Genomic DNA, 18,992 nt, shown 5'->3' with positions numbered 1-18,992 from the left:
CGGCGAGGTCGACCCGGTCACCCGACGCGACGCCGCCCCTGTGCGCGCAGGGTCGCGGTGAAGCGGCGGGCGCCTGGGCCCGGCGACGCGACGAGGTCCCGCAGCCGGGCCTCGACCCGCGCCCACCGGGGACCCAGGTCGGCCTCCGCGATCCGGGCCACTCGGATGTCGAGCGACCGGAGTTCGTCCTCGCGACGCTTCTCCTCCCACAGCACCTGCTCCGGCGAGCGGCTGCGCCAGGGATCGGAGTACTTCACCCGCCCGTCGAACTCCACGGCCACCGCCGCGTCGTCGAACCAGGCATCGACGACGGCGACCAGCCGCCCGCCACCCCGGATCTCCACCTGCAGCTCCGGGGCAGGAAGTCCGGCTCCCACCATGCGCAGCCGACCTCGCGTCTCGAGCGGCGATTCGGCGCGGCCGTCGGTGAGCGAGAGCGCGCGGCCGGCCCCGATCCCACCGGGCCACGACCGCACCGCGGCTGCTGCCGTCCGGAGTTCCGCGGGAGTCGTCCGACCGGCGAGCAGGGCGGCGTCCATGGCGACGACGCTGTCCTCGACCTCCCGTTCCCGTGCGCAGTCGACCAGCGTCCGAGCAGGCGATGTCAGCCGGAGTGGCGGCACCTGCAGCACGTCGTCCTGCGGCAGCGGCGCGCGGTTCAGGCGGAAGCCACGGCCGTGTCGCCACGCGTCCGGGGCGGTCAGGCGCACGGTCCGGTCGAGGTCCCGCCGGACGGGGAGCCCGTGCAGCCTCGCCGCCGACGTGTGGCTCACGACGGCGTCCGTCCGGCCGAGTTCCAGGAGGACGGCGAGGCAGTCGAGCCGATGACGTGCCGCCGGCGTCAGCGCGTCCAGCTCGCCGGCTGGCAGGTGGACGCCTCGACGCACCCGCACCCACGAGCCGCTCTCGCACAGGCGCCGGACCTCCGGCGGGCCGTATCCCGCACGACGGGCGTCTGCCGCGGTGACCAGGCCGAGCTGTCGTTCAGCCGCGGCTCCCAGGAGTGGATGCACCGCGGCAGTGTCGGGGAGCGGCTGCGGTCGCGGGGTGGGCTGCCGCCATCTGTGGACAGCCGGGCACTCGACCGCGCCGGAGTGCAGCCGACCGCGCGGTCTGCGCCGTGATGGGCAGCGGTACCGCACGGTCGACCTGTGCCCGGCGGAGAGGTTGGTTGGGGGGTGGGAACACTGCCCGCGCCCCTGCCGTTATGGTGGGCAGGAAAGTTGAGCGGACCACGCGCAAGGTGGGTCTCGCGGCTTCCACCGGACCCTGCACCACCCGCACACGAACGGAAGAGAGGCCATCCTGATGGCACGAGCAGTCGGTATCGACCTCGGCACCACCAACTCCGTCGTCACCGTCCTGGAGGGCGGCGAGCCGACGGTCATCGCGAACTCCGAGGGCTCGCGCACCACCCCGTCCGTCGTCGCCTTCGCCAAGAACGGTGAGGTCCTCGTCGGTCAGTCCGCGAAGAACCAGGCCGTCACGAACGTCGACCGCACCATCCGCTCCGTCAAGCGGCACATGGGCACGACCTGGGCCACCGAGGAGATCGACGGCAAGAAGTACACGCCGCAGGAGATCTCCGCGCGCATCCTGCAGAAGCTCAAGCGGGACGCCGAGACCTACCTGGGCGAGCCGGTCACCGACGCCGTCATCACCGTCCCGGCCTACTTCGAGGACGCGCAGCGCCAGGCCACCAAGGAGGCCGGTGAGATCGCGGGCCTCAACGTGCTCCGCATCGTCAACGAGCCGACCGCGGCCGCGCTCGCCTACGGGCTGGACAAGGGCGAGACCGAGCAGACGATCCTCGTCTTCGACCTCGGTGGCGGCACCTTCGACGTCTCCCTGCTCGAGATCGGGGACGGCGTCATCGAGGTCAAGGCCACCGCCGGTGACAACCACCTCGGTGGTGACGACTGGGACGAGAAGGTCATGACGCACCTGGTCAAGACCTTCAACGCGAGCAACGGCATCGACCTGTCCAAGGACAAGCTGGCCATGCAGCGCCTCCGCGAGGCCGCCGAGAAGGCCAAGATCGAGCTGTCCGGCGCCCAGTCGACCAACATCAACCTGCCGTACATCACCGCCGGCGCCGAGGGCCCGCTGCACCTCGACGTCACCATCACCCGCGCCGAGTTCCAGCGCCTCACCCAGGACCTGCTGGATCGTGCCCGCGCGCCGTTCAACCAGGCCATCCGCGACGCCGGCATCTCCGTGGGCCAGATCGACCACGTCGTCCTCGTCGGTGGCTCGACCCGCATGCCGGCCGTCTCCGACCTGGTGCGCGAGCTCACCGGCGGCAAGGAGCCCAACAAGGGCGTCAACCCGGACGAGGTCGTGGCCATCGGTGCCGCGCTGCAGGCCGGTGTCCTCCGCGGCGAGGTCAAGGACGTCCTGCTCCTCGACGTCACCCCGCTGTCCCTGGGCATCGAGACCAAGGGCGGCATCATGACCAAGCTCATCGAGCGCAACACCACGATCCCGACCAAGCGCTCGGAGATCTTCACGACGGCCGACGACAACCAGCCGTCCGTGCAGATCCAGGTCTTCCAGGGCGAGCGCGAGATGGCGGCCTACAACAAGAAGCTCGGCATGTTCGAGCTGACCGGTCTGCCGCCGGCGCCCCGCGGCGTCCCGCAGATCGAGGTCGCCTTCGACATCGACGCCAACGGCATCGTCCACGTCCACGCCAAGGACCTCGGCACGGGCAAGGAGCAGTCGATGACCATCACCGGCGGCTCGGCCCTCCCGAAGGACGACATCGAGCGGATGATGAAGGACGCCGAGGCGCACGCGGACGAGGACAAGAAGCGCCGCGAGGAGGCCGAGACCCGCAACCTGGCCGAGTCGCTGCAGTACCAGACCGAGAAGTTCCTGGCCGAGAACGGCGACAAGATCCCGGCCGAGAAGAAGGACGAGCTCGGCGAGGCGCTGACCGACCTGCGCTCGGCTCTCGGCGGCTCCGACATCGAGGCCATCAAGACGGCGCAGGAGAAGGTCGCCCGGGTCTCGCAGGAGGTCGGCGGCGCGCTCTACTCGCAGAACGCCGAGGCCGCGGGGGCCGAGGGCGCGCCCGGTGCCGACGGTGCCGAGTCCGGTGGGTCGCAGTCCGCTGACGACGACGTCGTCGACGCCGAGATCGTCGACGAGGACACCGACAAGCGGCCGTGACGGCGCGGGACGAGGATGCGCCGCGGGTCGTGATCCGCGACAAGCGGCGCATCGATCCCACCACCGGGGCGATCCGGGTGCCGGCCGGCGACCAGCCGGCCGGCACCCCCGCCGACCACGGCGCCGCCCCGCCCACCCCACACGGCACCGCCCGAGAGGAACAGATGAGCGAGCACGAGACGCCGGTCGCCGAGGAGCCGGCGCCCGCCCCGGTCGAGACCCCGCCCGCAGCCACCGGCGACGCCGCGCAGCAGCTCGCCGAGCGGACAGAGGACCTGCAGCGGGTCACTGCGGAGTACGCCAACTACCGACGGCGGGTCGACCGCGACCGGACCCTGGTGGTGGACCAGGCGGCCGAGCGGTTCGCGTTGCAGCTGTTCCCCATCGTCGACGACATCGAGCGGGCGCGGGACCACGGCGACCTGACGGGCGCGTTCAAGGTCGTGGCCGACCGCGTCCTCGGCCTGCTCGACGGCTTGGGCGTGGAGTCCTTCGGCGTTGCCGGGGACCCGTTCGACCCGTCCCTGCACGAGGCCGTCCTGCACGACACGTCGCCCGATGTCGGCGTCCCGACCGCGACCACGGTGCTGCGGCAGGGTTTCCGCCGCGGCGACCGCGTGCTGCGGACGGCGATGGTCGGCGTCAGCGAGCCGGAGTCCCCGGCTCCTGCCGCCCCGCCGGCGGAGGGGTCGACGCCGGACGAGCCGGCGGCCGGCTGATCCGACACATCCAGGGAGGGGGCGCCCGATGAGCACCCGGGACTTCATCGAGAAGGACTACTACGCCGCGCTGGGCGTGCCCAAGGACGCCGACGCGACGGCGATCAAGAAGGCGTACCGCAAGCTGGCCCAGGAGCTGCACCCGGACAAGAACCCGGGGAATGCCGACGCCGAGGCGCGCTTCAAGGACGTCTCCGAGGCCTACGACGTCCTGTCGGACACCAAGCGGCGGGGCGAGTACGACGAGGCCCGCCGGCTGTTCGGGGGCGGCGGCCGTGCGGGTGGCTTTCCCGGCGGGTTCCCGGGCGGGGCCGGCGGTCAGCCGTTCGACGTGGGCGACCTGTTCGGCGCCGCGGGAGGCGCCGCCGGGCGGGGGGCCGGCGGCCTGGGCGACATCCTGGGCGGCCTGTTCGGCGGGGCGTCCGGGGGGCCGCGTGCCCGCAGCCAGGCGGCGTCCGGCCCCGCGCGGGGTCAGGACGTCGAGACCGAGGCGACGCTCTCGTTCGACGAGGCCGCGCTCGGCGTCACCGTGCCGCTCCGCATGCAGAGCCCGGGCACCTGTCCGACCTGCAACGGCAGCGGGGCCAAGCCCGGGACGTCGCCGCACACCTGCCCGGTGTGCCAGGGCGCGGGGGTGACCAGCCGCAGCCAGGGCGCGTTCGCCTTCTCGGAGCCGTGCCGCAACTGCCGTGGCACCGGTTCCGTCGTCGATGACCCGTGCCCGACCTGCGCCGGCAACGGCGTCACCACCCAGACCCGCACCATCACGGTCCGGATCCCCGCGGGCGTCAAGGACGGCCAGCGGATCCGGCTGCCCGGCAAGGGTGCGCCGGGCCGGCGAGGGGGCCCGGCCGGTGACCTGTTCGTCGTCGTCCACGTCTCCGAGCACCCGCTGTTCGGCCGCAAGGGCGACGACTTGACGCTCACCGTGCCCATCACCTTCGCCGAGGCGGCGCTCGGCACGACGGTGACCGTGCCGACCCTCGACGGCAGCGTGTCGCTCAAGGTGCCGGCCGGCACCGCGAGCGGTCGTACCCTGCGCGTCCGGGGCCGCGGCGTGGCGGGCAAGGGCCGGTCCGGCGACCTGCTCGTCACCCTCGAGGTGGCGGTCCCGGTGAAGCTGACGGCGGCCCAGCGCAAGGTGATCGAGAGCCTGGCCGAGGAGATGGACGAGGACCCGCGGCCGCAGATCACCGCTGCGGTGCAGGCAGGAGGTGAGCGGTGAGCAGCCCGCAGGACGGCGTGCGCGCCGTCGCCGAGGACGCTCCGGTGTTCGTGATCTCGGTGGCGGCGGAGCTGGCCGGGATGCACGCGCAGACGCTCCGCCAGTACGACCGCCTGGGATTGGTCAGTCCCGGGCGCACGCCCGGCGGCGGGCGCCGGTACAGCCCCCGCGACGTGGCCCTGCTCCGCGAGGTGCAGCGGCTCTCGCAGGAGGACGGCGTCAACCTGGCCGGGATCAAGCGGATCATCGACCTGGAGTCGCAGGTCGAGGCGCTCCAGGCCCGGGTGCGTGAGCTGCTCGACTCGCTGGAGCTCGCGGACGCCCGGCGGATGGCCGCCGAGGCCGCAGTCCCCGCGGGCTACCGGCGTGACCTCGTCCCGCAAGGGCGGCAGAGCTCCGCGCTGGTCGTGTGGCGTCCCCGGGCCGATCGGTGACCGAGGCCTCCGGACCGGTCGATCAGCACGAGGCATTCGTCCGGCTCGAGCGCGAGATCGGGCTGCTGCTGCGCCGGTCGAGGGCCATCTCGGCGCGCCTGGCCGGCGAGCTGCACCCCGACCTGGACGGCGCCGCCTACGGGCTGCTCGCCCTGCTCCAGGACGCCGGCCCGCTCCGGGCGAGCGACCTGGTGACCCGGCTGGGTCTGGACAAGAGCACCGTCAGCCGCCAGGTCGCCTCCCTGGTCGCGCTCGGCCTGGTGGACCGGACGGCGGACCCCGTGGACGGTCGCGCCCAGGTCCTCACGCCGTCCGCCGAGGGTTCCTCCCGGCTGTCGAGCATCCGCGATGCCCGGCGCGCCCGCTGGGAGTCCGACATGGACGACTGGCCCGCCGACGACGTGGCCCGCCTGGGTGACCTGCTGGGCCGGCTGAACCGGCTCGGCGAGGCGCGCGAGGCCGGCGACACCGTGGACGGCGACGACACCGTGGACGGCGACGACACCGTGGACGGCGACGACACCGTGGAGGCAGGCGGCAGCTGACCCTGCCGCCCAGCATGCTGTACCGGCGCCCGGACCTGATCGGTCCGGGCGTCGCTGTGTTCCTGGCGACTACTTGTTGCAGACACCAACCATCTGGATATATGGTTGGTGTCTACATCCAATCTGTAGAACCAGGACACCTCATGGCAATCAGTCCAGCGACGCGGGATCGGCTCACCGCCAGCGTCGCCCAGCTCGTCCGGACCGGGCGGCACGTCAGCACCCGCGCGGCGGTGCAGCTCTACGGCGCCCTGCCGTCCTTCGGCTGGGCCCTGATGCTCCCGCTGGAGCAGGAGGGTGCCCAGCGCCTCAGCGCCCTCGCCGCGCGCGCCGGCATCGACGTCTCCGTCGCCAGCCGCCAGGTCGCCGCGCTGGAGCGGGCCGGTCACGTCGAGCGGCGGCCCGACCCCCACGACGGGCGGGCCTGCCTCCTCAGCCTCACCTCCACGGGGAGGGAGGCCATGGCCGCCACCCGTGCACTCCGTCAGGAGTGGGCACTCGGCGCCCTTGCCGGGTGGGACGAGGACGACGCCCGCACCCTCAGCGACCTCCTCGACCGGCTCGTCGCCGACCTCGAGTCCGCCGATCCGGCGACGGGCAGCGCGCCCCGCACGCCGGTGCCGAGTCCGCGATGAGCGGCCGGCACTCCCCTTCCCCCCTCGACAGCACCAGGAGAACCGTGAGCAGCACCATCCAGCGTCCGGAGGCCGTCGCGGCTCCCGGCTCCGCTGCGCCCGACACCGCGCCGGTCGAACAGCAGGGTCAGATGACGCACCGGGAGATCCTCTCGGCGCTCTCCGGGATGCTCCTGGCGATGTTCGTGGCGTTCCTGTCCTCGACCGTCGTCTCGAACGCCCTGCCGACCATCATCACCGACCTGCGCGGCACGCAGAGCCAGTACACCTGGGTGGTCACCGCGACGCTGCTGGCCTCGACGGCGTCGACGCCCATCTGGGGCAAGCTCGCCGACCTCTTCAGCAAGAAGCTGCTGATCCAGCTCTCGATCGTCATCTTCGTCGTGGGCTCGATGCTGGCCGGGCTGTCCCAGTCGGTCGAGACCCTGATCGCCTGGCGCGTGCTCCAGGGCCTGGGCCTGGGCGGTCTGCAGGCGCTGGTGCAGATCGCCATGGCCGCGATGATCAGCCCGCGGGAGCGGGGCCGGTACTCCGGCCTGCTCGGCAGCGTGATGGCCGTGGCGACCGTCGGCGGCCCGCTGCTCGGCGGCCTGCTGGTCGACACCAGCTGGCTGGGTTGGCGCTGGTGCTTCTACGTCGGCGTCCCCTTCGGGATCGTCGCCCTCGTGCTGCTGCAGCGCACCCTGCACCTGCCGGTGACCAAGCGGACGGTGCACATCGACTACCTCGGTGCGGCCTTCCTGACCGCGGGCGTCTCGGCGCTGCTGATCTGGGTCACCCTGGCCGGTGACAGCTTCGCCTGGGCCTCCACCGAGACGGCGCTGTTCCTCGCCGGTGGCATCGCCGCGGTGATCGCGTTCGTCGTCACGGAGCTCAAGGCGAAGGAGCCGATCGTCCCGCTGCGGCTCTTCCGCGACCGGACGACGACGCTGGCCATCATCGCCAGCATCGCGATCGGTGTGGCGATGTTCGGGTCGTCGGTCTTCCTCGGCCAGTATCTGCAGATCTCGCGCGGCTACTCGCCGACGGCGGCCGGCCTGCTCACGATCCCGATGGTCGCCGGGCTGCTGCTCTCCTCGACCGTCTCGGGCATCCTGATCACGAGGACCGGCCGGTGGAAGCGCTTCCTGGTCGCGGGCTCCGTGCTCGTCGTCGTCGGGTTCGGCCTGCTGTCCTTCGTCGACCACGAGACGGACATGGTGCTGCTGAGCGCCTTCCTGTTCGTCCTCGGTGTCGGGATCGGCATGACCATGCAGAACCTCGTGCTGGCCGTGCAGAACACCGTGGCGGCCACGGATCTGGGCGCTGCGAGCTCCGCGGTGGCCTTCTTCCGCAGCCTCGGCGGCACGATCGGGGTCTCGGTGCTCGGGGCGGTGCTCAGCACGCGGGTCGGCACCCTGATCACCGAGGGGCTGGCCGGAACTCCCGCGTCGGCCGGCTCCGGTGACATCGGTCTGGCGAACCTCGCCGACGCCCCGCCGGCGATCCAGGACCTGATCCGGATCTCCTACGGCGATGCCACGGGTCGCATCTTCCTCATCTCCGCGGTGATCGCCGTCGTCGCGATGGGGGCGATCGTGCTCATCCGCGAGATCGCGCTCAGCACCCGGAGCGGTGAGGCGCGGCTGCGCGAGGAGTCCGTGGAGCAGTAGAAGGACCCCGTTGCCCCCCACCGCTCGCAAGCTCGCGGCGGGACCCTGCAACGCGGCCGCATACCGACAGCACGAAGGCCCGGCCCCCGCGAGGGGACCGGGCCTTCGTCGTCGGTTCAGCTCTCCAGTGCGGCGTCGAGGGTGATCTCGTCGACCCCGGCGAGTGCCTTGCTGACCGGGCAGCCGGCCTTCGCGGCCTGGGCGGCCTGCTCGAAGCCCGCGGCGTCGAGACCGTCGACCTCACCGCGCACGGTGAGCGCGATCTTCGTGATGTGCGGCCCGCCGTCCTTCTGTCCGAGCGTCACGTCGGCGGTGATCTCGAGGGACTGCGGCGTGCCGCCGGCCTTGCCGATCTCGCTCGAGAGCGCCATCGCGAAGCAGGAGGAGTGCGCTGCGGCGATGAGCTCCTCGGGGCTGGTGGTGCCCCCGGCCTCGTCGGCGGCGCGCTTCGGGAAGGACACCTCGTAGGTGCCGACCTTCGAGCTGCTGAGCTCGACCTGGCCGGACCCGTCCTGCAGGGTGCCGTTCCAGGCGGTGCGTGCGGTGCGTGTGGGCATGTCGCTTCTTCCGTGCCGGGCGCCGCCCGCTCCTGGACGGCGCGTCGACGACCCCCTACCCGCTGAGCTGGGGCGTCACCCCATCAGCAGACGGCTTCGCCGCTGTTCACGCGGTCGGTGAGCAGACGCAGCCGCTTCATCAGCTCGTCGAACTCGCCGGTGTCGAAGCCGATGGCCCCGATCATCTCGCCCGAGATGGCGAAGGCCTTCTCGCGCAGGGCCCGGCCCTCGTCGGTCAGCGCGATGGCGACCGAGCGCTCGTCCTCCACCCGCCGGTGCCGCGTGACCAACCCGGCGGCGGTCAGCCGCTTCAGGAGAGGCGACAGCGTGCCGCTGTCGAGGGCCAGTCGGGAGCCGAGCTGGCCGACGGTCTGGTGGTCGGACTCCCAGAGCAGCATCATGACCAGGTACTGCGGATAGGTCAGCCCGAGGCTGTCCAGCATCGGCCGGTACCGCGCCGTGACCGCCCGTGAGGCGGCGTACAGCGCGAAGCACAGCTGGTCGTCGAGCGCCACGCTCGGCGCCGGCAGAGCGGTCATGCTCAGAGTCTAGGCCGCAGGCGTCCGGAAACCACGGCGCAGGCCCGGATCGTCGTCCGGTCGTGGCCGGACCGGCGGGGCGAGTGGACGGCCAGAGGTTGAGTGGAACAGACTCAACTTGGCGTTCGTTGCATCGGTCGACCACGCGTCACCACCTTCCGCGGTGACCGTCCACACGCACGTACGAGAGGAAGCGCGTCCCCGACCATGGAGAGCAAGCTCACGACCCGGTCGCAGGAAGCCATCGCCGCCGCTCAGCGACTCGCTGTCGCCAGGGGGCAGGCGGCGCTCGAACCGCTGCACCTCCTCGCAGCGCTGCTCGAGCAGTCCGACGGCATCGCCGGCCCCCTGCTCACCTCGGTTGGCGCCGACCCCGTCGACGTCCGCAGCAAGGCGGACGCGGCGCTCCGCCGCATGCCGAGCGTCAGTGGTGCCACCGTCCCCGCCCCGTCCCCCTCCCGGGAGCTGCTGCGCGTCATCAACGACGCCGGCGAGCAGGCCGGGGCCCTCGGCGACGAGTACGTCTCCACCGAGCACCTGCTGGTGGGCCTGGCCGGCTCCCAGGGAGAGGCCGGAGACGTCCTCACCGGTGCCGGCGCGACCCGCGAGACGCTGCTGGCGGCGTTCCGCACGGTCCGCGGGAACCGCAAGGTCACCACGCCCGACCCGGAGGGCACCTTCCAGGCGCTCGAGAAGTACGCCGTCGACCTCACCCAGCGGGCCCGCGACGGGAAGATCGACCCGGTCGTCGGACGGGACACCGAGATCAGGCGGGTCGTCCAGGTGCTGTCCCGGCGCACCAAGAACAACCCGGTGCTCATCGGCGAGCCCGGCGTCGGCAAGACCGCCATCGTCGAGGGCCTGGCCCAGCGGATGGTGGCCGGCGACGTCCCGGAGAGCCTCAAGGGCAAGCGCCTGATGGCACTGGACCTGAGCTCGATGGTCGCGGGCGCGAAGTACCGCGGCGAGTTCGAGGAGCGGCTCAAGGCCGTGCTGCAGGAGATCACCGACTCGGAGGGGCAGATCGTCACCTTCATCGACGAGCTGCACACGATCGTCGGCGCCGGTGCCACCGGCGACTCCGCCATGGACGCAGGCAACATGATCAAGCCGATGCTCGCCCGCGGTGAGCTCCGGATGGTGGGCGCCACCACGCTCGACGAGTTCCGCGAGCACATCGAGAAGGACCCGGCCCTCGAGCGGCGCTTCCAGCAGGTCTTCGTCGGCGAGCCGACGGTCGAGGACACCATCGGCATCCTGCGCGGGCTCAAGGAGCGGTACGAGGTCCACCACGGTGTCCGCATCACCGACACCGCGATCGTGGCCGCCGCGACGCTGTCCGACCGGTACGTCACGGCGCGTTTCCTGCCGGACAAGGCGATCGACCTCGTCGACGAGGCCGCCAGCCGGCTGCGCATGGAGATCGACAGCCGCCCCGTCGAGGTCGACGAGGTGGAGCGCGCCGTGCGGCGGATGGAGATCGAGGAGATGGCGCTCACGAAGGAGGACGACCCGTCGTCCCTGGAGCGCCTGGCCGCCCTGCGGGAGGAGCTGGCCAACCGCCGCCAGGAGCTCGCCGAGCTGACGTTCCGCTGGCAGCAGGACAAGACCGCCATCGAGCGGATCCAGCGGATCAAGGAGGAGCTCGAGTCGGTCCGCCTGGAGGCGGAGCGCGCCGAGCGGGACGGCGACCTCGCGCGGGCGGCGGAGCTGCGCTACGGCCGGCTGCCCGAGCTGGAGCGGTCGCTCACGTCCGCCGAGGACTCGGTCGCCTCCGGTGACTCCATGCTCAAGGAGGAGGTCGGCCCCGACGACATCGCCGAGGTCGTCCAGGCGTGGACCGGCATCCCGGCCGGGCGGCTGCTCGAGGGGGAGACCCAGAAGCTGCTGCGCATGGAGGACGGCCTCGCCGGCCGGGTCGTCGGTCAGCCCGACGCCGTCCGCGCCGTCTCCGACGCCGTGCGCCGGGCGCGGTCCGGTGTCGCGGACCCCGACCGTCCGACCGGCTCGTTCCTCTTCCTCGGCCCGACCGGGGTCGGCAAGACCGAGCTGGCCAAGGCGCTGGCGGAGTTCCTGTTCGACGACGAGCGGGCCATGGTCCGCGTCGACATGAGCGAGTACTCGGAGAAGCACTCGGTCGCCCGGCTGGTCGGGGCGCCTCCCGGCTACGTGGGCTACGAGGCCGGCGGTCAGCTCACCGAGGCGGTGCGGCGGCGTCCGTACACCGTCGTGCTGCTCGACGAGGTGGAGAAGGCCCACCCGGACGTCTTCGACGTGCTGCTCCAGGTGCTCGACGACGGCCGGCTCACCGACGGGCAGGGGCGGACGGTCGACTTCCGCAACACGATCCTGATCCTGACGTCGAACCTCGGATCGCAGATCATCGCCGACCAGTCGGTGCCCGAGGAGCGGCGGCGGGCGGCGGTGATGGACGTCGTCCGGAGCCACTTCAAGCCGGAGTTCCTCAACCGGCTGGACGACGTCGTCGTCTTCCGGGCCCTCGGCAGCGAGGAGCTGACCGGCATCGTCGACATCCAGGTCGGTGTCCTCGCCCGCCGGCTGGCTGCGCGGCGCCTCACGCTGCGGGTCACCGACGCGGCGAAGGAGTGGCTGGCGCTCAACGGGTTCGACCCCGTGTACGGCGCCCGCCCGCTGCGCCGGCTGGTGCAGTCGGCGATCGGCGATCGGCTCGCCCGCGCGCTGCTGTCCGGGGACATCCGCGACGGCGACGAGGTGGTCGTCGACTGGCCGGCCGACGTGACCGACGGAGAGGGCGGCCTGAGCGTCACCCGCGGCTGACGCCGCCGACCCGGCCCGACGGGCCCGCCGGATCCCCGCGATCCGGCGGGCCCGTCGCTGTCCACAGGCTGTGGAGGACGCCCGGGCGTCCGCCGGACCGACCCACCGTGCCGGAGCGTCGCCATCCCGGGGACGACCAGCGGCGAGAGGCAGGGTCATGGACGTACGGGCGCGGTGGCAGCGGGTGGACACCGAGCACCGGGTCCTCGTGTGGGGCAGGACGGTGACGAGACTCCTGGCACTGGTGGGCCTGGTGGCGACGATCGCTGCGTCCATGGTGGGCCTCGGGGTAGTGCTCGGGAACGCGCTCTTCTGGGGCCTGGTCACCTCCGTTGCCGGTTGGCTGACCGCGGCCTGGCGGGATGTCGCCGCGCTCGACGACCGGTTCCGCTGAACCGCGCTGACACGACCGGGGGACGACACGCCCCGCAGGGCTCGTCGCCATGCCCCGGGTTCCAGCATGATCGCCGGGAATCGCACCGAGCGGGAGGCTGAACATGACATCAGGACAGAGCGGTCCGTACGGCGACCAGGGCCAGCAGGGCCAGCCCGGACCTCCGCAGGGACAGGGTGGCCCGCCGCAGGGGTGGAACGCGCCGCCGCAGCAGTCCTACGGCCAGCAGCCGCCGCAGGGGCAGCAGCCGTCCTACGGCCAGCAGTACCCCGGGTACGCGCCGGCACCGTCGGCCCCCACCGGGCACGGCGCCCCGCCCGCCATGGAGCGGCCGCAGACGGTGCGGATCGGTATAGGCGCCCTCGTCGCCAGCCTGATCATCGGGCTGATCGCGTCGATCGTGACGTTCTCCGACGTCGACACTCTGATCGACCAGACGCTGCAGACCACCACCGACCCCGCCGTCACGGAGGAGGTCGTCCGGTCGGGCCTGATCATCGGCGTGACCATCGGGCTGATCATCACCGCACTGCAGGTGCTCTTCCTGTGGTTCGCGTGGAAGGGCCGGAACTGGGCCCGCATCGTGCTGTTCGTGCTCGGCGGCATCAGCCTGGTGTTCGGACTCATCGGTCTGGCTGCCGGGACGAGCGAGAGCACCGGATTCCTGACCTCGCTGGGCTGGTTCCAGTTGATCCTCACGGCGGTCGGCATCGTCGCGCTGGCGCTCAAGCCGTCCAACGAGTGGTACCGCTACCGGGGCTGGCAGCGCGCCAACGGGCAGGGCTGACCTCCGGTCGCCGGCGCCCCCGCGCGGGGGCGCCGGTGACGGCGGTCAGGCGGAGGCGCGCAGCTTGGGTACCCACGCCCCCGTGGTCCGTGCCAGCAGGCTGGTCACCGACGCGACCGAGAGCACGAGCAGCAGCAGCAACGAGATGGTGACGCCGCCCAGGCTCAGCGCCGACATGAGCGACAGCAGCACGAGCAGCCCGGCGGCGGCGAGTCCCATCCAGCGCGCCCAGGGCTGACGGCGCGGCAGGAACCAGGCGGCCAGCGCGAGCACCAGCCCGATGATCAGGTACGGGACCAGCGACATGATCACGAACTGGCTCGCCTCCGAGCGGGAGACGTCGTCGCCGTCCCGCACGATGCGGTCGACGGCCTCGTCGTAGCTGTACCAGAGCAGCGCGGCGTTGGTCAGCAGCAGCGCGGCGAGCACGCCCATGGCGATGACGGCGACCCGGACGGAGGTCGGCATGGGCGGCCGCGTGGCGGCGTCCTCGGTGGGGGACTGATCGGTCGGCACAGCGCCAGCCTGGCAGACCCGTCTCCGTCACACGTTCGGTTGTGTCCCAGATAATTTTTCGCCGGACGAATCCGGATCCGCCGCAGCGCCCGAAGACAGGGCGTGACCACGTCCATGCAGGCCCCGGCGCCCACCCCGGATGCGTCGCCCACCGGCGGTGCCCGTGGACGGACGGCGCTCGCGGCGCTGGCCGGCCTGCTGGCCGCGGCTGTCGCGCTCGGCGTCGCGGAGCTGATCGCCGGTGTGGTCGGCGTCGCCTCCTCGCCGGTCATCGCCGTCGGCGACGCCGCCATCACGCTGACCCCGGAGCCGGTCAAGGCCTTCGCCATCCGGACCTTCGGCGAGAACGACAAGATCGCGCTGGTCGTCGGAACCCTCGTGATCATCGCGGTCTACGCGCTCGTCGTCGGTGTCGTCGGACTGCGCAACCGCCGGCTCGGCGCCCTCGGCATCGCGCTGTTCGGTCTCGTCGGCGCGGTCGCCGCGGTCACCCGCCCTGCGGGCGGCCCTCTCGACATGCTGCCGTCGCTGCTCGGCGCCGGCGGGGGTGTCCTCGCGCTCTTCGCGCTCCTCGCCCCGCTCGCCGTCGCTCCCCGGACTGTCGCCTCTCCCTCCGGCGTCGCCCCCTCGGAGGGAGAGGCGGCGCACGCTGACCAGCGCGTCGTCGAGCGGCTCCGCGAGGTCCTGGGCTCCGGCGATCGCAAGGGCGCAGCTCTCGACCGTCGTCGCTTCTTCCTCACCAGCGGGGTGGCGATCGGCGCGGCCGCCGTCACCGGTGGCGGGGGCCGCCTGCTCCAGCGGCGGTTCGACATCGCCGGGGACCGCGCCGCCCTCGACCTGCCGACGCCGACCTCGCGGGCCGCCGCACTGCCCGCCGGTGCCGACCTCGCCGCCGACGTCGACGGGCTGACGCCGCTCTTCACCGACAACCGCGAGTTCTACCGCGTGGACACCGCGATCAGCGTGCCGCGGATCCGACCGGCCGACTACCGGCTGGAGATGGCCGGGATGTTCGACTCCCCGCGCAGCTACACGCTGGCCGAGCTGTTCGAGCGCGACGACATCATCGAGCGGGACATCACGCTCACCTGCGTCTCCAACGAGGTCGGCGGTGGCCTGGCCGGTACCGCGCGCTGGATCGGCGTCCCGCTGGGCGCCCTGCTCGAGGAGAACGGCATCCGTTCCGGCAGCGACCAGCTGCTGTGCCGATCCGAGGACGGCATGACCATCGGTGCCCCCACCCGCAACGCCCTCGAGGTCGAGGACGCGATGCTCGCCTTCGGGATGAACGGCGAGCCGCTCCCGGTCGAGCACGGGTTCCCCGTCCGGATGCTCATCCCCGGCCTGTACGGCTACGTGTCGGCCTGCAAGTGGCTGGTGCGCATCGAGGCCACCACGTTCGATGCCGTCGACGCCTACTGGACCGAGCGCGACTGGGCGGCCGAGGGGCCGATCAAGATCGCCTCGCGGATCGACACCCCGGCACCGCTGCGCGAGTTCCCGGCCGGACGGCGCGCCATCGCCGGCGTCGCGTGGGCCCAGACCCGCGGCATCGCCAAGGTGGAGGTCCGGGTCGACGAGGAGGACTGGGCGGAGGCCGAGCTCTCGCCCGAGGTCGACGCCGACCTCTGGCGGCAGTGGGTCCTGCCCTACGACTTCCCGGCCGGCCGGCACTCGATCACCGTGCGCGCCACCGGCGCCGACGGCGAGGTGCAGACCGAGGACCGCGCCGCTCCGTTCCCCGCCGGCTCGAGTGGCTGGCACTCCATCCAGGTCGTCGCCGGGTGAGCGCGCCCCCGGCTCGACCGGACCCACGGACCCGTCCCGGCACCCGCCGGTGACGCGACACTCCGGACCGCTCCCCGCGGCCGGCGCACCACCCGCCCGCGACAATGCGGTCGCACGGACAGGACAAAGGAGCACCATCTCGTGAAGAACAACATGCTCACCCGCGGCGTCCTTCTCACCGCCGTCTCCACGCTCGCCATCACGCTGAGCGCCTGCGGCTCGGACGACGCGGCCGAGGACACCGGCGCGGCCGCCGAGAGCAGCACCAGCATGGAGAGCTCGGAGACCTCCGAGAGCGCGATGCCGATGTCCGACGAGCCGTTCGGTGCCGGCTGCTCCGCGGTCCCCACCGAGGGCGAGGGCAGCTTCACCGGGATGACCGACGACCCGGTCGCCACCGCCGCCAGCAACAACCCGGCGCTGTCCACGCTGGTCCAGGCCGTGACCGCCGCGAACCTCGGCGACACCCTGAACACCACCGACGACATCACCGTGCTGGCCCCGGCCAACCCGGCCTTCGAGGCGGTCCCGGCCGACGCGCTGAACGGACTGCTGGCCGACACCGCGCAGCTGACCACCGTGCTGACCCACCACGTCATCCCGGGTCGCCTGACCCCGGAGGAGCTGGCCGGCACGCACACCACGCTGAACAACGACGAGGTCACCATCGAGGGCGAGGGTGAGAACTTCACCATCGCCATGGAGGGCACCGTCACCCAGATGGAGGCCTCGGTGATCTGCGGGAACGTGCAGACCGCCAACGCCACCGTCTACATCATCGACCAGGTGCTGGCCCCCGCCGCTTCCTGATCGCGACGCCGTCGCAGGGCCGTCGTCCGACTCCGGTCGGACGGCGGCCCTGCGGCTTGTCCGGGGCCGTGTCTAGGGTCGCTCTCATGGAAAAGGACCCCATTCCCCCCCACCCCTCGTCCCTCGGGGCGGGGCCCTGGAACGGGGCCACGCACCCCGACCGTGACCGGCTGCTCGAGCTCATCGTCGAGCTGGCCGTGGTGCACGGCAAGGTCACGCTCTCCTCGGGGCGCGAGGCCGACTGGTACATCGACATGCGCAGGCTCACGCTGCACCACGAGGGCGCCCCGCTGGTCGGCCGCGTGATGCGGCAGCTGACCCGCGACCTGCGCTACGACGTCGTCGGCGGGCTGACCCTCGGCGCGGACCCGGTCGCGACGGCGATGCTGCACGCGGCGTCCGACGGAGAGGGCTTCCTGGACGCCTGCGTCGTCCGCAAGGCCGGCAAGGCGCACGGCCTGCAGCGCCGGATCGAGGGCCCGGACGTCGAGGGGCGCGCCGTCCTCGTGGTCGAGGACGTGTCGACCACCGGCGGCAGCCCGCTCACCGCGGCCGAGGCCCTCCAGGAGGCCGGCGCCGAGGTCATCGGGATCGCGGTGATCGTCGACCGCGGCGGGCGCGAGGCCGTGGAGAAGGCCGGGTTCGAGTACCGCGCCGCGTTCTCCCTGGCCGACCTCGGCCTGGCCTAGCTGTCGCGGCGCCGGCCGAACAGGAAGTAGCCGGCCGGGATCAGACCCACCGAGCTGGTGAGCCCGAGGACGGTCGCCCAGACCCACTTGCGGCCACGGATCGCCGTTTCGGGGCGTCGCCTCAGGTCGGCGAGGGCCGCGAGCCGCAGGGCCCCGTCGACGGAGGCGCCGACCACCACCATCCCGCGGTCACGGTCGCTGAGGTCGCTCCACCGAGGTCGCCGGGCCATGCCGTCATCCAACCAGTGCCGGGTCGGGCCGGACCGTGTCCACGGCCCGCTACCGTGGGAAAGGTGACGGCGACCACAACTCCCTGGGCCACCGAGCTGCGGGACGCGCTCGGTCCCGACGGCGTGCTCACCGACCCCGACGTCACGTCGTCCTACGCCCGCGACCAGGCGATGCTCGCACCGGCCGGCCTCCCGGCGGCGGTCGTCCTCCCACGGTCCACGGCCGACGTGGTCGCGGTCATGGAGGTCGCCACCAGGCACGGGGTGCCGGTCGTCCCGCGCGGAGCGGGGTCGGGGCTGGCCGGTTCCAGCAACGCCGTCGACGGCGCGATCACGCTCGTGATGACCCGGATGGACGCCGTCCTGGAGGTCTCGCCCGCCGACCGGCTCGCCGTGGTGCAGCCCGGGGTGGTGAACAAGTCGCTGCGCGACGCCGTCGCGGGTGCCGGGCTGTTCTATCCCCCGGATCCCTCGAGCTACGACTGGTGCACGATCGGCGGCAACCTGTCGACCAACTCCGGCGGCCTGTGCTGCGTGAAGTACGGGGTGACCACCGACTACGTGCTGGGCCTGGAGGCCGTGCTCGCCGACGGGCGGGTGCTGCGCACCGGACGGCGGACGGTCAAGGGCGTCGCCGGCTACGACCTGGCCCGGCTGTTCGTGGGCTCGGAGGGCACGCTCGGCGTGATCACGGAAGCGACCCTCGCGCTGCGGCCGGCCCCGTCGGTGCCGGTCACCCTCGTCGCCACCTTCGCGACGACGGCGCAGACCGGCCAGGTCGTGGAGCGGGTGGTCACCACGGGCCTGGTGCCCAGCCTGCTGGAGGTCATGGACAACACCTGCATCTGCGCGGTGGACGACCTGCTGAAGGCCGACCTCGACCGCACCGCCCACGCGCTTCTGGTGGCGCAGTCCGACGCCGGTGGCGAGGCGGCGCTCCGGGAGATCGAGGCGCTGGCGGAGCTCTGCCGCGAGGCCGGCGCGGAGTTCGTGCACACCACCGACGACCCGGCCGAGGGCGACCTGCTGCTGCAGGCCCGGCGGATGGCCCTGCCGGCACTGGAACAACTGGGCAGCACGCTGATCGACGACGTCGCCGTGCCGCGGTCCCGGATCGCCGCGTTCCTCGACGGGTGCGACGCGATCGCCGCCGCCCGCGCGCTCACCATCGGGGTCGTCGGCCACGCGGGCGACGGCAACATGCACCCGACCATCTGCTTCGACCCGGCCGACGCCGACGAGCGGGAGCGGGCCTTCGCCGCCTTCGACGACATCCTCGAGCTCGGGCTGTCCCTGGGCGGCACCATCACGGGCGAGCACGGCGTCGGCTCGATCAAGGTCGACTGGCTCGAGCGCGAGATCGGCCCGGTCGCGCTCGACGTGCACCGCGCGATCAAGGACGCCCTCGACCCTGCCGGACTGCTCAACCCGGGCAAGGTCTTCCGCAGCGCCGGGGTACGCGACCTGGCCGGCGTGCGCGGGCTCGTGGCGCCGTGACC

At 72.5% G+C, this 18,992-nt stretch carries 19 protein-coding genes; 14 read left to right on the top strand and 5 right to left on the bottom strand.

What is annotated here, in order from left to right; translation table 11 throughout:
- Positions 1-17: 17 nt before the first annotated feature.
- Positions 18-1,013 (bottom strand): type IV toxin-antitoxin system AbiEi family antitoxin domain-containing protein, encoded by a 996-nt coding sequence (locus CRP30_RS04175; RefSeq protein WP_097182639.1) that lies wholly within the window; start codon positions 1,011-1,013, stop codon positions 18-20.
- Between the two features lie 295 nt (positions 1,014-1,308).
- Here CRP30_RS04175 and dnaK point away from each other — a divergent pair, with 295 nt between their 5' ends.
- The 7 genes from dnaK (at position 1,309) to CRP30_RS04140 (ending at position 8,384) form a co-directional block, all read left to right on the top strand.
- A complete protein-coding gene (gene dnaK / locus CRP30_RS04170) occupies positions 1,309-3,174 on the top strand; it encodes a molecular chaperone DnaK (RefSeq protein ID WP_097182638.1) in 1,866 nt (621 codons plus the stop codon).
- A complete protein-coding gene (grpE, locus tag CRP30_RS04165; protein ID WP_097182637.1) occupies positions 3,171-3,893 on the top strand; it encodes a nucleotide exchange factor GrpE in 723 nt (240 codons plus the stop codon). The genes dnaK and grpE overlap by 4 nt, the downstream gene beginning before the upstream one ends.
- 28 nt (positions 3,894-3,921) lie before the next feature.
- On the top strand, positions 3,922-5,118 hold the full coding sequence (gene dnaJ, locus CRP30_RS04160; RefSeq protein ID WP_097182636.1) for a molecular chaperone DnaJ: 1,197 nt from the start codon (positions 3,922-3,924) through the stop codon (positions 5,116-5,118).
- Positions 5,115-5,552: a heat shock protein transcriptional repressor HspR gene (locus CRP30_RS04155; RefSeq protein ID WP_097182635.1), complete on the top strand. Its 438-nt coding sequence runs from the start codon at positions 5,115-5,117 to the stop codon at positions 5,550-5,552. The genes dnaJ and CRP30_RS04155 overlap by 4 nt, the downstream gene beginning before the upstream one ends.
- Positions 5,549-6,097 (top strand): MarR family winged helix-turn-helix transcriptional regulator, encoded by a 549-nt coding sequence (locus CRP30_RS04150; RefSeq protein ID WP_097182634.1) that lies wholly within the window; start codon positions 5,549-5,551, stop codon positions 6,095-6,097. The genes CRP30_RS04155 and CRP30_RS04150 overlap by 4 nt, the downstream gene beginning before the upstream one ends.
- 143 nt (positions 6,098-6,240) lie before the next feature.
- Positions 6,241-6,732 carry a MarR family winged helix-turn-helix transcriptional regulator gene (locus tag CRP30_RS04145; RefSeq protein ID WP_097182633.1) on the top strand — a complete coding sequence of 164 codons (492 nt, stop codon included), beginning with the start codon at positions 6,241-6,243 and terminating at the stop codon, positions 6,730-6,732.
- Positions 6,733-6,776: 44 nt separating this feature from the next.
- The gene (locus CRP30_RS04140; protein WP_235003158.1) at positions 6,777-8,384 is read left to right on the top strand and encodes a DHA2 family efflux MFS transporter permease subunit; all 1,608 of its coding nucleotides are present in this window, start codon (positions 6,777-6,779) and stop codon (positions 8,382-8,384) included.
- 116 nt (positions 8,385-8,500) lie between these two features.
- On the opposite strand, the gene CRP30_RS04135 is transcribed toward CRP30_RS04140, so the two are convergent.
- Both CRP30_RS04135 and CRP30_RS04130 read right to left on the bottom strand, forming a co-directional pair.
- Positions 8,501-8,941 carry an OsmC family protein gene (locus CRP30_RS04135; RefSeq protein WP_097182632.1) on the bottom strand — a complete coding sequence of 147 codons (441 nt, stop codon included), beginning with the start codon at positions 8,939-8,941 and terminating at the stop codon, positions 8,501-8,503.
- A gap of 83 nt (positions 8,942-9,024) precedes the next feature.
- Complete coding sequence (locus CRP30_RS04130) at positions 9,025-9,480, bottom strand: MarR family winged helix-turn-helix transcriptional regulator (RefSeq protein ID WP_097182631.1); 456 nt, start codon at positions 9,478-9,480, stop codon at positions 9,025-9,027.
- A gap of 207 nt (positions 9,481-9,687) precedes the next feature.
- On the opposite strand from CRP30_RS04130, the gene clpB reads away from it, so the two are divergent.
- The 3 genes from clpB (at position 9,688) to CRP30_RS04115 (ending at position 13,460) form a co-directional block, all read left to right on the top strand.
- On the top strand, positions 9,688-12,279 hold the full coding sequence (clpB, locus tag CRP30_RS04125; RefSeq protein ID WP_097182630.1) for an ATP-dependent chaperone ClpB: 2,592 nt from the start codon (positions 9,688-9,690) through the stop codon (positions 12,277-12,279).
- A 157-nt stretch (positions 12,280-12,436) separates the two neighbouring features.
- On the top strand, positions 12,437-12,673 hold the full coding sequence (locus CRP30_RS04120) for a hypothetical protein (protein WP_097182629.1): 237 nt from the start codon (positions 12,437-12,439) through the stop codon (positions 12,671-12,673).
- Between the two features lie 103 nt (positions 12,674-12,776).
- Positions 12,777-13,460, top strand: coding sequence for a hypothetical protein (locus CRP30_RS04115; protein WP_097182628.1), 684 nt, complete (start codon positions 12,777-12,779; stop codon positions 13,458-13,460).
- Between the two features lie 45 nt (positions 13,461-13,505).
- On the opposite strand, the gene CRP30_RS04110 is transcribed toward CRP30_RS04115, so the two are convergent.
- Positions 13,506-13,976 carry a hypothetical protein gene (locus CRP30_RS04110; protein ID WP_097182627.1) on the bottom strand — a complete coding sequence of 157 codons (471 nt, stop codon included), beginning with the start codon at positions 13,974-13,976 and terminating at the stop codon, positions 13,506-13,508.
- 102 nt (positions 13,977-14,078) lie between these two features.
- Between CRP30_RS04110 and CRP30_RS04105 the strand changes: the two genes are divergently transcribed.
- From CRP30_RS04105 to pyrE, 3 genes are all read left to right on the top strand, one after another.
- On the top strand, positions 14,079-15,764 hold the full coding sequence (locus CRP30_RS04105) for a molybdopterin-dependent oxidoreductase (protein WP_200814523.1): 1,686 nt from the start codon (positions 14,079-14,081) through the stop codon (positions 15,762-15,764).
- 141 nt (positions 15,765-15,905) lie between these two features.
- Positions 15,906-16,574, top strand: a complete 669-nt coding sequence (locus CRP30_RS04100) for a fasciclin domain-containing protein (RefSeq protein ID WP_235003157.1) — start codon at positions 15,906-15,908, stop codon at positions 16,572-16,574.
- 86 nt (positions 16,575-16,660) lie between these two features.
- Complete coding sequence (gene pyrE / locus CRP30_RS04095; protein ID WP_235003156.1) at positions 16,661-17,263, top strand: orotate phosphoribosyltransferase; 603 nt, start codon at positions 16,661-16,663, stop codon at positions 17,261-17,263.
- Here the strand turns inward: pyrE and CRP30_RS04090 are convergent.
- Positions 17,260-17,493, bottom strand: coding sequence for a hypothetical protein (locus CRP30_RS04090; RefSeq protein ID WP_097182626.1), 234 nt, complete (start codon positions 17,491-17,493; stop codon positions 17,260-17,262). The two genes, pyrE and CRP30_RS04090, sit on opposite strands and share 4 nt — an antisense overlap.
- A 63-nt stretch (positions 17,494-17,556) precedes the next feature.
- Here CRP30_RS04090 and CRP30_RS04085 point away from each other — a divergent pair, with 63 nt between their 5' ends.
- Positions 17,557-18,990: an FAD-binding oxidoreductase gene (locus tag CRP30_RS04085; RefSeq protein WP_097182625.1), complete on the top strand. Its 1,434-nt coding sequence runs from the start codon at positions 17,557-17,559 to the stop codon at positions 18,988-18,990.
- The last annotated feature ends 2 nt before the right edge of the window (positions 18,991-18,992 follow it).

Source organism: Blastococcus haudaquaticus (assembly GCF_900230285.1).
GTDB classification, from domain to species: domain Bacteria; phylum Actinomycetota; class Actinomycetes; order Mycobacteriales; family Geodermatophilaceae; genus Blastococcus_B; species Blastococcus_B haudaquaticus.
The sequence above is the reverse complement of the archived record's forward strand: the minus strand, read 5'-3'. Positions and strand labels throughout refer to the sequence as shown.